General features: G+C 65.9%; 12 protein-coding genes. 5 read left to right on the plus strand and 7 right to left on the minus strand.

The window, feature by feature from the left end; all coding sequences use genetic code 11:
- Positions 1-11: 11 nt before the first annotated feature.
- The 7 genes from ACEN9Q_RS21110 to ACEN9Q_RS21140 form a co-directional block, all read right to left on the minus strand.
- Complete coding sequence (locus tag ACEN9Q_RS21110; RefSeq protein ID WP_495625927.1) at positions 12-602, minus strand: DUF4214 domain-containing protein; 591 nt, start codon at positions 600-602, stop codon at positions 12-14.
- Between the two features lie 121 nt (positions 603-723).
- Entirely contained in the window at positions 724-1,311 is a 588-nt protein-coding gene (locus ACEN9Q_RS21115) for a DUF4214 domain-containing protein (RefSeq protein WP_495625928.1), read from the minus strand.
- Between the two features lie 227 nt (positions 1,312-1,538).
- Positions 1,539-2,885 carry a TolC family outer membrane protein gene (locus ACEN9Q_RS21120; protein ID WP_495625929.1) on the minus strand — a complete coding sequence of 449 codons (1,347 nt, stop codon included), beginning with the start codon at positions 2,883-2,885 and terminating at the stop codon, positions 1,539-1,541.
- Positions 2,886-2,891: 6 nt separating this feature from the next.
- On the minus strand, positions 2,892-4,250 hold the full coding sequence (locus ACEN9Q_RS21125) for an HlyD family type I secretion periplasmic adaptor subunit (protein WP_056449835.1): 1,359 nt from the start codon (positions 4,248-4,250) through the stop codon (positions 2,892-2,894).
- Positions 4,251-6,044 carry a type I secretion system permease/ATPase gene (locus ACEN9Q_RS21130; protein WP_495625930.1) on the minus strand — a complete coding sequence of 598 codons (1,794 nt, stop codon included), beginning with the start codon at positions 6,042-6,044 and terminating at the stop codon, positions 4,251-4,253. It abuts the gene before it with no gap.
- A gap of 547 nt (positions 6,045-6,591) precedes the next feature.
- A complete protein-coding gene (locus ACEN9Q_RS21135) occupies positions 6,592-9,156 on the minus strand; it encodes a DUF4214 domain-containing protein (RefSeq protein WP_495625931.1) in 2,565 nt (854 codons plus the stop codon).
- Between the two features lie 431 nt (positions 9,157-9,587).
- Positions 9,588-10,877, minus strand: a complete 1,290-nt coding sequence (locus ACEN9Q_RS21140; protein ID WP_495625932.1) for a FecR family protein — start codon at positions 10,875-10,877, stop codon at positions 9,588-9,590.
- A 246-nt stretch (positions 10,878-11,123) separates the two neighbouring features.
- On the opposite strand from ACEN9Q_RS21140, the gene ACEN9Q_RS21145 reads away from it, so the two are divergent.
- From ACEN9Q_RS21145 to ACEN9Q_RS21165, 5 genes are all read left to right on the plus strand, one after another.
- Positions 11,124-12,968: a CHASE2 domain-containing protein gene (locus ACEN9Q_RS21145; RefSeq protein WP_267874988.1), complete on the plus strand. Its 1,845-nt coding sequence runs from the start codon at positions 11,124-11,126 to the stop codon at positions 12,966-12,968.
- Positions 12,965-14,206, plus strand: a complete 1,242-nt coding sequence (locus ACEN9Q_RS21150) for a tetratricopeptide repeat protein (RefSeq protein ID WP_056449842.1) — start codon at positions 12,965-12,967, stop codon at positions 14,204-14,206. The genes ACEN9Q_RS21145 and ACEN9Q_RS21150 overlap by 4 nt, the downstream gene beginning before the upstream one ends.
- A 1-nt stretch (position 14,207) precedes the next feature.
- The gene (locus tag ACEN9Q_RS21155; protein WP_495625933.1) at positions 14,208-15,332 is read left to right on the plus strand and encodes an acyltransferase family protein; all 1,125 of its coding nucleotides are present in this window, start codon (positions 14,208-14,210) and stop codon (positions 15,330-15,332) included.
- Between the two features lie 111 nt (positions 15,333-15,443).
- Positions 15,444-15,779 carry a VanZ family protein gene (locus tag ACEN9Q_RS21160; protein ID WP_056449846.1) on the plus strand — a complete coding sequence of 112 codons (336 nt, stop codon included), beginning with the start codon at positions 15,444-15,446 and terminating at the stop codon, positions 15,777-15,779.
- Between the two features lie 35 nt (positions 15,780-15,814).
- Positions 15,815-16,537 carry a Crp/Fnr family transcriptional regulator gene (locus ACEN9Q_RS21165; protein ID WP_157202132.1) on the plus strand — a complete coding sequence of 241 codons (723 nt, stop codon included), beginning with the start codon at positions 15,815-15,817 and terminating at the stop codon, positions 16,535-16,537.
- Positions 16,538-16,541 lie beyond the last annotated feature (4 nt).

Raw genomic sequence — 16,541 nt, forward strand, 5'->3', positions numbered from 1 at the left:
CCGCCCCGTCGTCAACCCGGCTGCACCCCGACGAGGTGCACCGGTTCTTCCATGCCTGCCGTGTAGATCACGGTGCTGATCTTCGCGATCAGCGCATCGATATTGGCCGGGTCGAGGGCGTACGCCGCCGAGGCTTCGTCCTTGATCGCGGCCAGGTAATCGTGGGCCAGCGTGTTCGCGTTCGCGCCCGTGTAGGCCAGGCGCTCGTTGGCCTGGTCGAGGTGGTCCGTAAAGATTTCCGCCGTCTGGACCTTGTCCTGGAAGACGACGTTGTCGAGGCCCTGGGCGCCGCTCGCGACCGACGTCACGACGTCGGCGATGGAAATCACCTTGCTGTCCAGCAGGCCGGCCCAGTAATCGACGCCGGCCGTCTCCGCCGCGCGGCCGAACAGGTGCTCGTACACGGTGTCGACGAGCGCGCGGTTGTCCATGCCGCTCACCATGCCCTGGTATTCCGCGGAGGTGGCGAACGCCTGGACCATCCCGGCGAACCCGCTGGGCGTGGGCGCCATTTTTGTCCAGTACTGCAGTCCGAAATAATCGGCCGGGCGGCCGAAATACGCGACATACAAGTCCTGCACCTGGGTGCTCAGCTCGGCCATCGTCATCTCCTTCCTGCGCTGCATCGAGGAGGCCTTGGGCGCCGCAGCGGCCGCGCCCGCCAGCCTCGTTCACGCCTGTCCCAATCGCGAATGCGATATGAAACGTCGGGCACAACGTTGATCAGGCCAGGTGGTGCGGTACGTCGGTGCCGGTCGGGGTGCCCACGATGTCGGCGATCTGGGCGTCGATCACGCCAGGATTGATGGCATTGGCCGAGCTCGCCAAATCGACGATCGTGCCAATGAAGGCCTTGGCCTTGAGGTTCGCCGCCGTGCCCGAATAGGCCGCGATTTCGGCGGGCTGGTCGACGTGTTCGGTGAACGCCGTGGCGACGGCCACGCGGCCGTTGTAGACCAGCTTGTCGTTGTTCTGGGCACCCGCGGCGATGGCGGTCACGGCATTGTCGACGGTGATCGTGTGGTTGTTCAGCGCATTCGTCCAGTAATCGACGCCGGCCTGCTCGCCGGCACGCCCGAACAGGTTCTGGTACACGGCCTGCACGACGCCCTGGTTGTCCAGGCCGGCATACGTGTCCCTGTACTCCTGCGACCCGGCAAAGGCCGCGGAAATCTGCTGCACCCCGTTGGGATCGGTCGCCAGCACATTGTCCCAATAGGTCAGACCGTTGGGGTCCGCCGGGCGGCTGAAATATGCAATATACAACTGCTCGACGGTCGTTGTGTTCGCGGTTGCCATTATTACCTCCATGTCGAAATGTGAGGAAATACTACAATAGCTAGAATATAAATGGCGCCAGCAACCCAGCAGTGCGCATGCGGATTCCGCATGGATACTATTTCTTGAAAGAAGTGGTTACTCACTGCAATCAGGCAAATTGTTAACTAAATGCAATTTGCATGATGGAAATAATCGCGGAGAAGTCGTGCGGAAAGGAGCCGGCGGCGCCGCGCGGGGCGCCGCCGCCGGATGGACGCTCAGTGGAAGTATGCGGCAACTTCGCGTACGGCGCCTGCGTCCAGCGTGCCGGCGGCCGCGCGCATGCGAAGCAGGCCGAGCAGGTACATATAGCGCGCCTGCGCCAGGTCGCGCTGGCTCGTGTACAGCTGCTGCTGCGCGTTCAGCAGGTCGAGGTTGATGCGCACGCCGCCCTTGATGCTTTGCTCGGTGGCCTTCATGAGCTCCCGGCCGGAGGCGACGGCCTTCTCCAGCGCGTTGATCTTGGCGGTGCTGTTCTGGACGAGGTCGTACGCCTTGCGCAGTTCCACCATCACCTGATTGGTGCGGTTGTCGAAGTCGGCCTGGGCACGGTTCCAGCTGGCCGCCGCCTGGCGCGTCGTCGCATTGATCGCCCCGCCCTGGTAGATCGGGATGTTCACCTGCACGCCGATCGTGCGGTTGACCGTGTTCTGGTTGTAGGTGGTCAGGGATGCCGCGTCATCCTTGCTGTAGGCGGCGATCAGGTCGACGCGCGGCGCATGCCCGGCCTTGTCGCGCTGGATCTCCAGGCGCGCATTCTCGACGGCCAGGCGCGCCGCCGCCAGTTGCGGATTGTGCGCGAGTGCCGCCGCGCGCAAGTCCTCGAACGACTTCGGCGCCCTGTCCTGGAAGTGGAAATCGGCGCCGAGCGGATCCAGCGTGCCCGGGTCCATGCCGATCACGCCCGCCAGCGTGTCGCGCATCGCCGTCGCGTTGTCCTCGGCCTCGACCAGCTGGGCCTCGGCCAGGTCGAGGCGTGCCTGGGTTTCCAGCATGTCGGTCTTGGTGCCCTCGCCTTTTTCGAACAGGCGCCGGTTGACCTTCATCTGCTCCAGATACATGTCGCGCTGCACTTTCGAGAGCGCGACCTGGTCCTCGGCAAACAACGCGTCCGAGTACGCGCCGACCACGCGCAGGATCACCTGGGCGGTGTCGGACTCGAACTGTTTGGCCCCCTGCTCGGTCTGGACCTTGCCCTGGCGGTAGCGCATCCAGCCGTCCAGGTTGAGGATCGGCTGGCGCACCTGCACCGCCGACGAGCGGCTGATGTAGCGCGGATGCGTCAACTCGTTCCCGAGTTTCGGATTGCTCGAGATGACTTCGAGGTCCGCGATATTCCGGCTGGCCGAATAACTGGCCGACACCTGCGGCAGCAGGTTCGAGCGCCCGAGAATGCGGTTTTCCTTGGCCGATTCGTTCTCGTAAAAATTCATCCGGTACTGCGGATCGTTCTTCAGCGCGGCCTCGTAGGCCTGCTGCAGGCTGATCGCCGCGGCGTTGCCGCCGACGCCGGCCAGCAGCAGGGCCAGCGCCAGCGCCTTCTTTTTCATCGACACTTTCGCCATCGCGGATCAGTCCTCCGACATCGACGACTTGGCGCGATCGAACACCGGCTTGAGCAGGTAGTTCATCATCGTGCGCTCGCCAGTGTTGACGAACAGTTCCACCGGCATGCCGGGGATGATGTTCAGCTTGTGGGCCGCGATCATCTTCTGGCCGGCCGGCGTTACCTTCACGCGCACCTTGTAGTACGGAGTGCCGGTGCGTTCGTCGACGCTGCGGTCGGCCGACACGGTTTCCACCTCGCCCTCGATATGCGGCGTGCGGTTGGTATTGAAGGCGGCAAAGATCAACTCGACCTTCAGGCCGTCGTGCACCTTGTCGACCAGGTTGACCGGCAGCTGGCCTTCGATGATCAGCGGGTCGCCGGACGGCACGATGTCCATCATCTTGAAGCCCGGGTTGACGACGCCGCCGTTGGTGAACACGGCCAGGCCGACCACGGTGCCGGCCACCGGCGCCTTGACCTCGACGTTGGCCAGGTCATACTTCTGCGCTTCCAGGCGCGCGCCCAGGGCTTCGGCTTCCTTCTGGGTATCGGCGAGCTGGGTGCGTACTTCCTTCTGGTAGTCCTGCGTGCGTTGCGACTTGCGCAGCGTGAGCTCGATCACCTGGCTGCGCGCGCGCCCGATGTTGCCGATGTCTTCCGAGATCGCGCCCTGCAGCTGGGCATAGGTGCGCTCCAGTTCCAGCATGCGGTTGCGCGCCACATAGCCTTCCTTGGCGAGGTCGCGCATGCCGTCCAGTTGCTCCTTCAGCAGCTTGATCTGCTCCTTCTTGCTGTCGCGCGACTCTTCCAGGCCCTTGATCTGCACCTTCAGGCCGGCGATGCTCTCGTCCATGCCGGACAGCTCGCTCTGCAGGGAGCTGGTGCGCGACGCCAGCAGCTGGCTCTGCAGGGTCATCAGCTCGGCCACGCGCGGGTCGCTCCTGCGCTGTTCGAGGTCGGGCGGGAAGGCGATCGTCTTGCGGCCGTCGCGCTCCGCTTCCAGGCGCGCCTCGGTGGCGCGCGAGGTCAGGTACTGGCTGTCGGTGATCTCGAAGGCCGACTTCGCGACCACGGGATTCATGCGCACGACCGTCTGGCCGGCCTTGACGACGTCGCCATCCTTCACGAGGATTTCCTGGATCGTGCCGCCCTGCTGGTACTGCACGGCCTTGCGGTTCGACTCCTTGGCCACGGTGCCGGACAGCGGCACGCCCTTGTCGAGCGGCGCCGTCAGCGCCCACAACAGGAAGCCGCCGACGCCGAGCAGCACGATCAGCCAGCCGAGCCGGCTGTACGGACGTGCATCGGTATTCACTTCGAGCGGCGTCACGTCGTGCGCGATGACTTCCGCCGCTTTTGACTTGTTCTCAATGAGTTTCATTTACTTCCCTTCCTGGGCCGCGGTCGCCTGGCCGGCGGCCTGTGCCTGTTGTTGTGCCGGAGCCTGCTGGCGCGCCGTGGCCTGCTGTGCAGCCTGCTGCGCGGCCTGGGCCTGCTGCTGCAGCGCCGCCAGCACGTCGCTCGTCGGGCCGAACATCTGTGCGGCGCCTTCGCGCAGCAACAGCAGCTTGTTCGTCGCGCCGATGATGCTGGTACGGTGCGTGATCAGGACGATGGTCTTGCCGCGCTGGCGCAGGTCCTGGACCGCCACCACGAGGGCTTGTTCGCCGATGTCGTCGAGGTTCGAATTCGGTTCGTCGAGCACGATCAGGGCCGGGTCGCCGTACATGGCGCGCGCCAGGCCCAGGCGCTGCTTCTGGCCGCCGGACAGGCCGGCGCCGCCGTCGCCCAGGCGGGTGTCGTAGCCGTCCGGCATGTGCAGGATCATGTCGTGCACGCCGGCGCGCTTGGCCGCCTGCACGACCTTCTCGGGATCCATGTCGCCGAAGCGGGCGATGTTTTCGCTGACGGTACCGCCGAACAGTTCGATGTCCTGCGGCAGGTAGCCGATGTGCGGCCCCAGCTCGCCCTTGTTCCAGGCATAGATGTCGGCGCCGTCCAGGCGCACCTTGCCGCCGAGTGCCGGCCACACGCCGACCAGCAGGCGCGCCAGCGTCGACTTGCCGGAGCCGCTCGGGCCGATCACGCCCAGCACGTCGCCCGGCGCGATCGCGAAGCTCAGGCCGCGCACGACGGCATTCCGGGAGCCCGGCGGCGCGGCGGTGACGCCTTCGACCGACAGCGCGCCCTGCGGCTTCGGCAGCGGCATGCCCGCTTCGCGTGCGGGATTCGTTTCCAGCAAGGTGGTCAGGCGCTCGTAGGCGCTGCGCACGCTGCCCCAGGACTTCCACACGCCGATCAGCTGCTGCACCGGCTGCAGGGCGCGGCCGACGAGGATCGACGCGGCGATCATCATGCCGGCCGTGATCTTGTTCTCGAGCACCAGCAGCGCGCCGAAGCCCAGCACCAGCGACTGCTGCGCCAGCTGCACGAACTTGGTAACGGCGGAAATCTTGCCGGCGGCCTCGCTGGCCTCCGCCTGCAGGTGCAGGAACTTGCCGTGCATCTTGTACCAGCGCTGCATCAGGTTGGGCAGCATGCCCATCGATTCGATCACCTCGGCGTTGCGCAGGTTGTTGGTCGCCAGGGCCGACGACGCGATCGCCATGGTGTTGGCATCCTTCAGCGGCTGGCGCGTGACGCGGTCGTTGATGACGGCCAGGATGATCAGCACGATGGTGCCGCCGAGCGCGAACAGGCCCAGTTCCGGTTCGAACAGGAAGATGACGATCAGGTAGATCGGAAACCACGGCGCATCGAAGAACGCGAACAGCGCATTGCCGGTCAAGAACTGGCGCAGCGTGGTCAGGTCGGTCAGGGCCTGGCCCGCGTTGCCGCCGGCGCTCTTGAGGTTCTGCTCGAACGCTGCCGAATAGACGCGCTTGTTCAGTTGCATGTCGAGCTTGGCGCCGACGCGCACGAGGACAAAGGAACGGGTCAACTCCAGGCCGGCGACGATCAGATACGCGCCCAGCATCAGCAGGGTCAGCATCAGCAGCGTGATCTCGTTGCGGCTCTGCAGCACGCGGTCGTAGACCTGCAGCATGTACAAGGACGGCACGAGCATCAGGAGGTTGCTGATGGCGCTGAACGTCCCCACCGTCCAGAACGTGCTCTTGAACATGAGCAGGACCTGTCCGATTTCGTTTTTCTTGTCAAAGAGTTTGCTTTTCATTTGTTTGGGAGCACCGGGAATGCGGCGCGATCGCGCCAGGGTCACGCTTCATGCTTGAGAGTAATTAAGCTGAGCGGGCGACACATTATCGCGCAAAACCGCTGAATAATGTGACGTACATCACATTTTCGTAACCAAACTTTAATGAATACGCGCTGCTCGCACGTTGAACGACGTGGGCGAGCAACATCGGGGGCACTCACCGCGGCACCGGACAGGACGTCATCAGGTGGACGTAGGGTGCTCAAGGAAGGGCGCGCAAAGGCCAGTCCGGGCCGGCAGCCCGGCCGCCTGCCGGCGTGGCGCATAAACAAAAAGGCATGCCGTGGGCATGCCTTTTACTCTCGCTACCGGACGTGCCGCCATGCGCATTCCATTTGCGCTGAAACTCAGCAGGCATGGCCCGCATTCGACAGCACTGCAGAAACATCGTTTGGCGAAGCGCCGACCGGTACGAAATGAAAAGCCAGGACGAACCTGGCTTGTGCTTCCAGCCGCCGCGGTTTCTCCCGGAGGAGGCGCCGCGGCGTCAGGTAGCGATGACGACTTAGACGTTGTGGCCCAGGGCCAGGATCAGGGTGTCCAGATCCACGGCGCCGGTGATCTTGACGACGGTGTCAGCCGCGTCGATCTGGCCCGGGGTGCCTGCGTCGTGGAAGACGTAGGTGTCGCCGCCCAGTTGGAACACCAGGTTGTCGCCCTTGCTCGAAGCAGCTGCGTCCTTCAGTGCCAGATCGATGTCGGTCTGGGTCGTGGTGAACTTGGCCACTGGGCCGTCGATCGCGCCCACGGTGAGGTGGTCGGAAGCCGAGGTCAGAGCATCGGCGGCGCTGTTCGCGACCAGCTTCAGGCCGGTCACGGTGTCCATCGAGCCGTAGGTCGAAGCGTTCAGCGTGATGGTGTCGACAGCGGCACCCAGCTTGATGGTTTCGGCCGAGGTGTTCGACGACGTGTAGGTCAGGCCGCTCAGAGCAGCGCCGTTGTTGGCAGCCACAGCCGACGTGCCGTTCAGGCCCGACGCGTCCACGGTCACCAGCTTGCCGCCGGCGTTGGTCACGTTTGCATCGCCCGAACCGCTCAGGGTCAGGGTAGCCAGCGCGGTGTCGGTCGAGGTGTTGTCGAGGACGAAGTGAGCCACGCGGTCAGCGGTCGTGTTGCTTGCGCTGTCCACGGTGTTGGTCAGCGTGACGTTTGCAGTGCGCACGTCGCCCGACAGGGTCGCGGTCACGTCGCCAGCAGCGGCGGCCTTGACAGCCAGGTTCAGGACGTCGGCCTTGACGACGACAGCGCCGGTAGCCGACTCGGAGACGCCCAGGGTGCCGGCGTAAGTCTTGGTAGCGACGTAGCCAGCAGCGGTCAGGTCGACATCACCGTGGGCGGTGATTGCCTGGGTGCCCACGCCGGTGATGATGCTGCCCGTTGCCAGGTCGATACCGGTGTAGGTAGCGGCCAGCTTCGAAGCGTCCAGACCGGTTTCGGCGGTCGAGAAGCTCAGGGTTTCGAAGCCGGTGACCAGCTTGTTGAACACGATGTAGTCGTCGGCGGTGCGAGCGCCTGCGCCAGCGAACGAGATCGTGTCGGTACCGTCGCCGCCGTTGATGACGTCGGTGGTTGCCAGGACTTTGTCGATGGTGACGGTATCGTTACCTGCGCCGCCCAGGACCGTGACCGGGCCGGTGGTGGCCGACACGCTGATCTTGTCGTTGCCTGCGCCGGCGTCGACCGTGGTCATGCCGTCGCCGGTGCTGTTGACGTAGATCGTGTCTGCGCCGTCGCCGGTCGAGACCGTTGCGTTGACAGCAGCAGCCGAGCTCGTGGCTGCCGAGGTCACTGCGGCGAGGGTAACGACGTCGTTACCGGTGCCGGTGGTGACGTTGGCCAGGCTGGTGTTGCTGGTGCCGTCGATGGTCAGGCCGCCGGTCGAAGCCGATGCGCTGATCGTGGTGAAGGCCTTGGTCGAACCCGTGGTCTGGGCGACGCTCAGGGACGTTGCCTGGTTGGTGGTCAGGGTCAGCGACTGGACGTCCTTGCCGACGGTGACGTTCAGGGTCTGGGCCGGCATTGCGCCGTCGCCGTTGGTGTCGGCACGGGTGCCCGAGACGGTCACGGATGCCAGGGTCGAACCGCCAACGTTCAGGGCTGCAGCTTCAGCGACGTTGTTCAGCGCAACGTTAGCCGACGCGCCGGCCGCGCCGACGGTCAGGTCGGCCGTCGAGCCGCTGAACGACACGGTGGTGCCCGCTGCCAGCTTCGTCACGGACGTGGCGGTTGCGTCGAAGTTGATGTTCGTCGCGCCCTGGAAGACCGATGCGTCAGCCGTAACTGCGCCGGTCAGGTTGACGGTCTCGATGTTCTTGATGGTCACGCCCGACACGCTGTTGAGGCCGCCGGTCTGGTCCAGGTTCAGGACGTCCTTGCCTGCGCCGCCGTCGATGCTGTCGATCGCGGTCAGGTTCGTCACGCCGGTTGCGCCGGTGGTCGGATTGAAGGTCGTGACATTGATGGTGTCATTGCCGGCGGTGCCGACGATGATGTCCTGGGCACCGGTCAGGGTGAACGTCTGGCCGACGTTGTGGACGTCGACGATGCCCGACACGGTGGCGTTCAGGGCGGCCGGCGCGATGGCGGCTGCCAGCGAAGCGTCGTCGGTCACGCTGCTGATGAAGGTCTTGGCGGCTGCGTTGGCGGCGTCGCCGTCGTAACCCAGCACTTCAGCCGGGGTGTCCAGGGCTGCGGTGAACGCGGTTGCAGCGGCAACCTTGTTGTTGTAGGCGGTCATGTCGCTGCCCTGTGCGCCGGCGGCGATCTGGGTCACGACGTTGTCGACGGTCATCTGGCCGGCGAGCAGAGCCTGGCCCCAGAAGTTCAGACCCGGCAGGTCCGGCGCGTGGCCGAACAGGTTCTGGTACACCTGGGCGACGACGTGGTAAGCGTCCATGTTGGCGTAAGCAGCTTTGTACTCAGCCGAACCAGCGAAAGCAGCCGACACAGCAGCGGTGCTGCCGTTGGCATTCGCAACAACGCCTTCCCAGTAGGTCAGGCCAGCGACATCGGCCGGACGGTTAAAGTAAGCAACGTACAGCTGCTGTACTGCTTCGGTATAAACACCCATCTAAAGCTCCTAAAGAAATTCAATCGAGGTTATTTGCAGATTCGGATGTCCCTGCAATCCAACGGTCCGAATGATGACAGAGCGAATAGTGACGTTAATGTGATGGGCATCACAAAACCCAAGATTTTTTGTCACTAACTTGTATCAGCCATCAATTCAAATTGGCCGATTATTATTAACAAGTCAAACAATAAACGCAAGCCGTGATAAAACATGCAACCGAGATAATTCCCCAGTGACAAAGAGAGAGTTTTGTCCCGTTCGCCCGGCATCGACGGGCGATGCAATGTATGGAACCATGCCTACTGCCGCCCCGAATTTCTTACAATCGGTAACAATTCGTGAGAATTGGCATTGACTCCAAAAGAAAAACCCCGGAAATCCGGGGTTTTTGTTTGCTCATCCATTTATATATATGCATTTCAGGCGCGTCAGTGCGTCCAATAGGTGACGCCGTTAGCGGTTCGTGCATCGTCCAGGCGCGAATGGAAGATATAGCCGGCGCTGCCGCCGCCGGCATTGCTGAGGAAGCCGTCCACGCTCATGTTGTTGGTCACCGGCTTCAGGCCCGGGTTGTTGCCGATGCGGCCGTTCGACGCCACGTCGCCCTGCGCGTACAGTTTATAGGTCGAACCGCCGCCGACCAGGTCGAAGGTCGTCGCGAAGCTGCGCGTGCCGAAATCCACGTTCAGCTGGCCGTTCTGCATCGCGCCGGCGACCGCGGCCTTGGCCGGATCGTCGTTGGTGATATAAGCCTGCCCATCCTTCAACGAGAAGCTCACGCTGCCGCGCTCGGGCGCGACGTAGGCGTCGCCCGCGGTGCGGAACAGCACGAAATTACCGCCCAGGATACGTTCGGCGCCGGCCGGACCCACGAGGCCGGCGGTCGCCTGCTCGCCCAGCAGCGGTGCCCAGCGGCCCCACTGCAGGGCGCGCGGATTGGCCGGCGGGGTATCGACGTCGACCACCGGCGGCGGCGCCACCACCACGGGCGGCGCCGGTTGCTGCGCTGCCGGCGGCACGATCTGGGCCACCGATTCGCTCTTCTTGGCGTCCAGGACCGGGGCCAGCGGCTCGTCGCTGCGCGGCGGCGACACCTGGTCGGGCCCCGTCGCGCCGCTCAGCAGCTGCGGCGCCGTTTCGCCGCGCTTCACCTGCAGCAGCAGGCCGCGCTGGGCCGCCGTCAGTTCGCGGCTGGCCGCGCCTTCGCAGGGGCCGCCGCCTTCCGGCCGGCAACCGCCGCCGAAGCCGCTGACGATGATGCCGCCCGTGAAGACGACGACGCGCGACGTGTCGTGCTCATGGTAGACGGTGAAATCGGTCCCGCGCACGCCGATCGCCGCGACCGGCGTATTGAAACGGAAATTCTGGCGCGCCAGCTTGACCGCATCGCCCGACTTGCTGCGCGCCACACCGGCGAGCAGCTCGAGCTTGAAGCGGCTGTTGGCCGGATTGGCCTTGTCGATATGGTAGGCGGCGATCCGGGCCCGGGTGCTCGGGCGCAGGATGAACAGGCCGTTGTCCGGCGTCTTGACATACAGGAACCCATCCGTGCCGGTGGTCAGCAGGTCGCCCTCCTGCACCGCCATGCCTTCCGCGCCCGCCCGCTCGGCCACCTGCGTGACGCCGGCGGCAAATATGACGCGGCCGGCCTCGGCTGCCCGGGCCTGCGCAATGCAAGCAATGGTCGTGATGGCGATGAAGGTGGCGTGACGCAGCATGATCTTTTTCCTCATTTGCCATTATTCCGGAGCAGCAATCGCTCCTTCTGTGACGGCCATCACATTTTAGAGCAAACTCGGGCGTATTGTTCGATACTGGAGTGCTTCAACTTGTTACTTGGGGGCATACGCAACGCGTTATACTTCAGAGTTATGTCCAACAACCGCCGTTTCCAGAATCCAAGGCAGCTGGTGCAATACCCCTTTTTCTCCACATCCACGCCCCGTCCGGACCGCAGCACGCCCGTGCTGGCGCGGGTCGCCATCGCTGTCGCGGCCGTTTTGCTGACGTTCTGGTCGCAATGGGGACAATCTGGACAGATGTCGTTTTTTGGCAACGAATTGCTTCGTGACGCGTTTATCCGCCTGCGATCAACGGATGCACCCGACCCGCGCATCCTCATCGTCGACATCGACGAAGCCAGCCTGAACAAGCTTGGCCCCTGGCCGTGGCCGCGTGCGCGCATCGCCGACCTCGTCGAGATCCTGCTGACCCGCTATGCCGCGCGCGGCGTGGCGCTCGACATCGTGATGCCGGAGCCGCTCGACGCGGCGGGCGACACCCGCCTGGCCCTGCTCGCGCAACATGGTCCGCTGGTACTGGCCCAGGCGTTCGACTTCGATTTCGCGCACCTGCGCCCGCAAGCGCTGCGCAACGGCGTGCCCGCCGGCGCCGGCAACGTCTACCGTGCCGGCGGCATCGAGGCGACGGGGTATTTCGCCAACCACGCCGGCCTGGCGCGCGCGGCCCACGTCGGCAACATCGGTTTCATTCCCGATCCGGACGGCGCGCTGCGCCGGGTGCCGCTCGTCACCACGTTCGGCGGCCTGCAGTATCCGGCACTGGCCCTGGCCCTGGTCGATTGCTGCAGCGGCAAGCCGCCGCTGGCGCTGGACGACACCGGCCTGATGCGCCTGTCCTACAAGCGCGACTGGAACGCGTGGACGGTGACCAGCGCCGCCGACATCCTCGACGAACGCATCGATCCCGCCAGCGCCAGCGGCCGGCTGGTGCTGGTCGGTTCGTCGTCGATGGGCCTGGGCGACCGCGTCGCGACGCCGCACGCCAGCAGCCGCCCGGGACTGGGCGTGCAGGCGGCCGTGCTGTCCGACCTGCTCGACCGGCAACAGGGCACGAGCCCGGCGCCGTGGCCGGGACGCCTGTTCGCCTGCGCGTTCGGACTGCTGTCCGCCTTGCTGGCCGTCGTCGCCTTTCCGCGCCTGCCGGCCATCGCCAGCGTGGCCCTGCTGGGCGTGCTGTCGCTGCTGTGGATCGTCGTGGCCTATTTCACCAGCCGCCACGATCCCGTGTTCGCGACCACCGGTCCGCTGGCGACCAATCTGTTCCTGCTGGCCGTGGCCGTGCCCCATCAGTGGCAGCAGGCGCAGCGCAAGTCGCGCCGCCTGCTCGACACCTTGCGCCAGTACGTCGCGCCCAAGGTCGTCGAGCAACTGCTGCGCAGCGACCTGGACAATGCCCTGCAGCCGCGCCACCTGGACGTGACGACGATGGTCGCCGACATGGAAGGCTATACGAGCCAGGTCGAGAACCTGTCGCTGGAAGACGCGTCACGCCTGACGCGCGAATTCCTCGACTGCCTGACCGGCCCCGTGATGGCGCAGCAGGGCACGCTCGACAAGTACACGGGCGACGGCCTGGTCGCGTTCTGGGGCGCGCCGCTGCCGCTCGAGCAGCATACCGACCTGGCGCTGGACGCCGCCTGCGAGATCCTGGAGCGCGTCGCGCTCCTCTCGGCCGAGCGCCAGCGCGCGGGGCATCCGCCGCTGCGGGTGCGCATCGGCATCGAGAGCGGCCCGGCGATGGCGGGCGACTTCGGCACCTCGTTCCGCAGCATCTACACGGCCGTGGGCGACAGCGTCAACACGGCGGCGCGCCTGGAGCAGGCCGCCCGCGATTTCCCGCACGACGTGATCGTCGGCGCCGGCGCCGTCGAACGCGCCTGCCGCCACCGCTTCCTGCTGCTGGGCGAACGCCATTTGCGCGGCAAGGGCCGTCCGACCATCCTGTACACGCTGGACCGGGCCGCGCACGCCGCCGCCCCGGCCGGCACGCCCGGGCAGCCCGCATGACGCGCACGACGTTCGGCCGCGCGGCCTGGTCCGCCCTGCTCGCCTGCCTGTGGGCCGCGCCTGTCCACGCCCAGACCGGCGCCGGCAGCGACCAGCCCGACCTCTACCAGCAAGCCCTGCAATCGATCTCCGAAGGCCGCCGCAGCGACGCGTCGCGCGAGCTGGCGCAGCTGGTCCAGCAGGAACCGCTGCATGCCGGCGCCTGGTTCGACCTGGCCATGACGCAGTGCGCGCTCGGCCACGGCGACGAGGCCGAGCGCATGTTCGCGACGATCGAGAGCCGCTTCCAGCCGTCGCGTGCCCTGCTGGAACTGATCGCCCAGGCGCGCGAGGAAGGCTGCGCGCACTGGCATCCCACGACGTCGCTGCTGCTCGGGCTCGGGCGCGGCATCGAGTCGAACGTCAACCAGGGGGCGAGCTCGCGCACGTATGTGTTCGACGGCCCGGAAGGCCACTACGAGCAGACCCTGACCGACGATTTCGTCCCGAAGCACGACCAGTACACGTTCCTGAACGGCGACGCCACGCGCGAACTGACGCCCAACGGCGTCGTCGGCTTCGCCCAGTTCCAGCTGCGCCACTACGACGCCCTGCACGCCTACGACAGCGCCTCGCTGTTCGCCGGCGTCGAGGCGCCATGGCGGTTCCGCCGCTGGAGCCTGCGCACCAGCGGCGCCCTCGGCATGATCACGCTGGGCGGCCGCCCCTACCAGCACCAGGCCCAGGTGCAGGTGCGCGTCGGGCCGCCGCTGCCGCTGCCGAACAGCACCCAGTTCAGCGTGGTCGGCAGCCTCACGTACAACCAGTATCTGGCGCTGACGAATTTCGATTCGAACGTCGCGGAGCTGCGCGCCCAGTTCACGCACCGCAACGACACGATGTATGCCAGCGCCAGCCTCGGCGCGCAGCGCGATCATGCGCTGGCCCTGCGCCCCGGCGGCGACCGCGACGGCTGGTACGCCAACCTGCTGTACCGGCGCCGCCTGGGCGAGCGCGCCAGCGCCGAGCTGGGCTATGTGCACCAGGACTGGACCGGGAACGAAGCCTATTCGCCCGGCCTGATCGACAAGATCCGCGCGCAGTCGACCGACATCGGACGCGCGAGCGTCACCTACGCGCTCGGCAAGAACCAGTCGCTGCAGCTGGAAGGACGCATCGTGCGCAACCACGAGAACATTTCGATTTTCCAGTACACCGACCGCCAGTTGCAGCTGAGCTGGCAATGGCAGGGTTTCTGACATGACCGCACGCACCCTCGAACAGGCCACGGCCTCGCACGACAACGGCTTCAACCTCGTCCGGCTCGTATGCGCCACGCTCGTGGTCGTCTTTCACGCCTTCCCGATGAATTCGGCGCGGCCCGGCGCGTCCGACCCCGTCAGCCCGCTGCTGGCGCCGCACACCGACCTCGGCGCGCTGGCCGTCGGCGTGTTCTTCCTGATCAGCGGCATCTTCATCAGCCAGAGCTGGGAACGCGACCCGCACCTGGGCCGCTATGCACTGCGCCGCGTCGCGCGCATCGTGCCCGGCCTGTTCGTGTGCCTGCTGTTGACGACGGCGCTCGCGGTCGGCCTGTTTTCGAGCACCGGCTGGCGCGGCATGCTGGCGCCGGCGCCGTGGCGCTACATCTTCGGCAACACCACGCTGCACTGGCTGCACTACATCATCCCGCCGGAAGAACTCAAGCTGCCCGGCGTATTCGGCGGCGAGACGCTGAACGGGCCGCTGTGGACCCTGTACTGGGAAGGCCGGATGTATGTGGTGGTGGCGCTGGTCGGCCTGTCGGCCGCGCTGCCGCTGCGCACGTGGATGCGCGGCGCCGCGCTGTTCCTGCTGGCCGCGGCGAACCTGTTCCCGGACGTGATCGGCGGCTATGTGTGGGAGACGCGCCTGTGGTCGCTGTTCCTGACCGGCATGCTGCTGCACACGCTGGCGCGCGACCTGCGCGTCGGCTGGCGCCACGTCGCGTGCGCGCTGGCGCTGGCCGGCCTCAACTGGACACGTTCGGCCGCCCTGACGCCAAGCCCGCTGACCTGGTTCGGCATCCTGCTGGTGGCGGGCACGCTGGCGCTGGCCGTCGGGAGCGTCCGGCTGCCCGTCGCCGGCCACCTGCAACGCCACGATTATTCGTATGGCATCTACATCTATCACTGGCCCGTGCTGCTGATGCTGCGCACCGCCTTCGCGCCGCTCGGCCACTGGCGGCTGCTGGCGCTGGGTCTGCTCGTGACGGGCGCGCTGGCCGTGCTCAGCTGGCACCTCGTGGAAGCCCCCGCGCTGCGCACGGTGCGGCGCCTGCTGCGCCGTACCGCCCATGGCGCGGAGGCCACCGTGGCGCCCGCGCGTCCACGCGAACGCGCCTGACCTTTTCACTCTGCTAAGCTGCGAAAATGCCGCACCGGCGCGAGAATTGCGCCCTGTTGCGACCTCGACCGTATACAATCATGCCTGGTCGGAATGAGGATAGCGGAACGGATGGTTGTGGATATGCTGTTGCTGGGCATGGCGGGCGTCGCAGTCGTCGCTGGCTGCCTGGTGCCGAACCGCTGGCTGCCGTCCTCGCTGCCCAACGATAAATTGCTGCATTTCGCGAGCTTTGCCGGCCTGAGCCTGTTAGCCCTGCGCATCGCGCACGACCGGACCGAAGCGGCCTTGTGGCTCCTCGGCCTGTTGCTCGGCGGCTGGCTGATCGAATGCCTGCAGGCGCTCGTGCCGGACCGCGGATTCTCCTGGCGCGACATCGGCGCCAACGCCGCGGGCATCGCGACGGTCGCGCTGTGCGCCGAGTGCATCCACATGTTTTCCAGATGAAGCCCATGACGTCCACGACGAAGGAAATGCAACGCATGGATCCCGTCCCCGCGGCTGCGCCCCCGGCCGAGGAAAGGCAGATCCAGATCCACCTGCGCAAGATCCCGCTGCTGGCGGAGCTGAACGACGAGGAAATCATCCGCGTCAAGCAGGACATGCGCATCCGCCAATACAACAAGCGCGACATCGTGCTGCAGAAAGGCGGCCATGGCGACGGCCTGATGTTCCTGTTGTCCGGCCAGCTGCAGGTCATCGACGTGACCGAGGACGGCCGTGCGATCGGCCTGCGCATGCTCGCGCCGGGCGACTTCTTCGGCGAAATCGCCCTGATCAACAATTCGACGCGTTCGGCCTCGGTCGTCGCGATGACGGACGTGCTGGTCGGCTTTTTGCCGGCGCCCACGGCCATGCACCTGTTCGCCCACTCGCCGTCGGTGGCGCGGCACATGCTCACCCACCTCGCGCAAAAGATCCAGCGCGACTCCGAATTGCGCGCCCTGCTCAGCATTAACAACACGGCCAAGCGCATCTATACGTACCTGATGCAGATGCAGAAGCAGTCGCAGGAACCGGGCGCCCCGATCGTCGTCGAGAACCTGCCCACCCACCAGGACATCGCGAACATGGTCAACACCAGCCGCGAGACGGTCACGCGCGCCCTGCTCACGCTCACCCAGCTGGGCATCGCGCAAAAGGATGCGCACCGGTTGATCATCCGCGATCCGGAAGGCCTCAAGAAGCTGGCGCACGGCGTCTGAGGAC

The sequence above is a fragment of the Massilia sp. Masssp93 genome, from assembly GCF_059491295.1.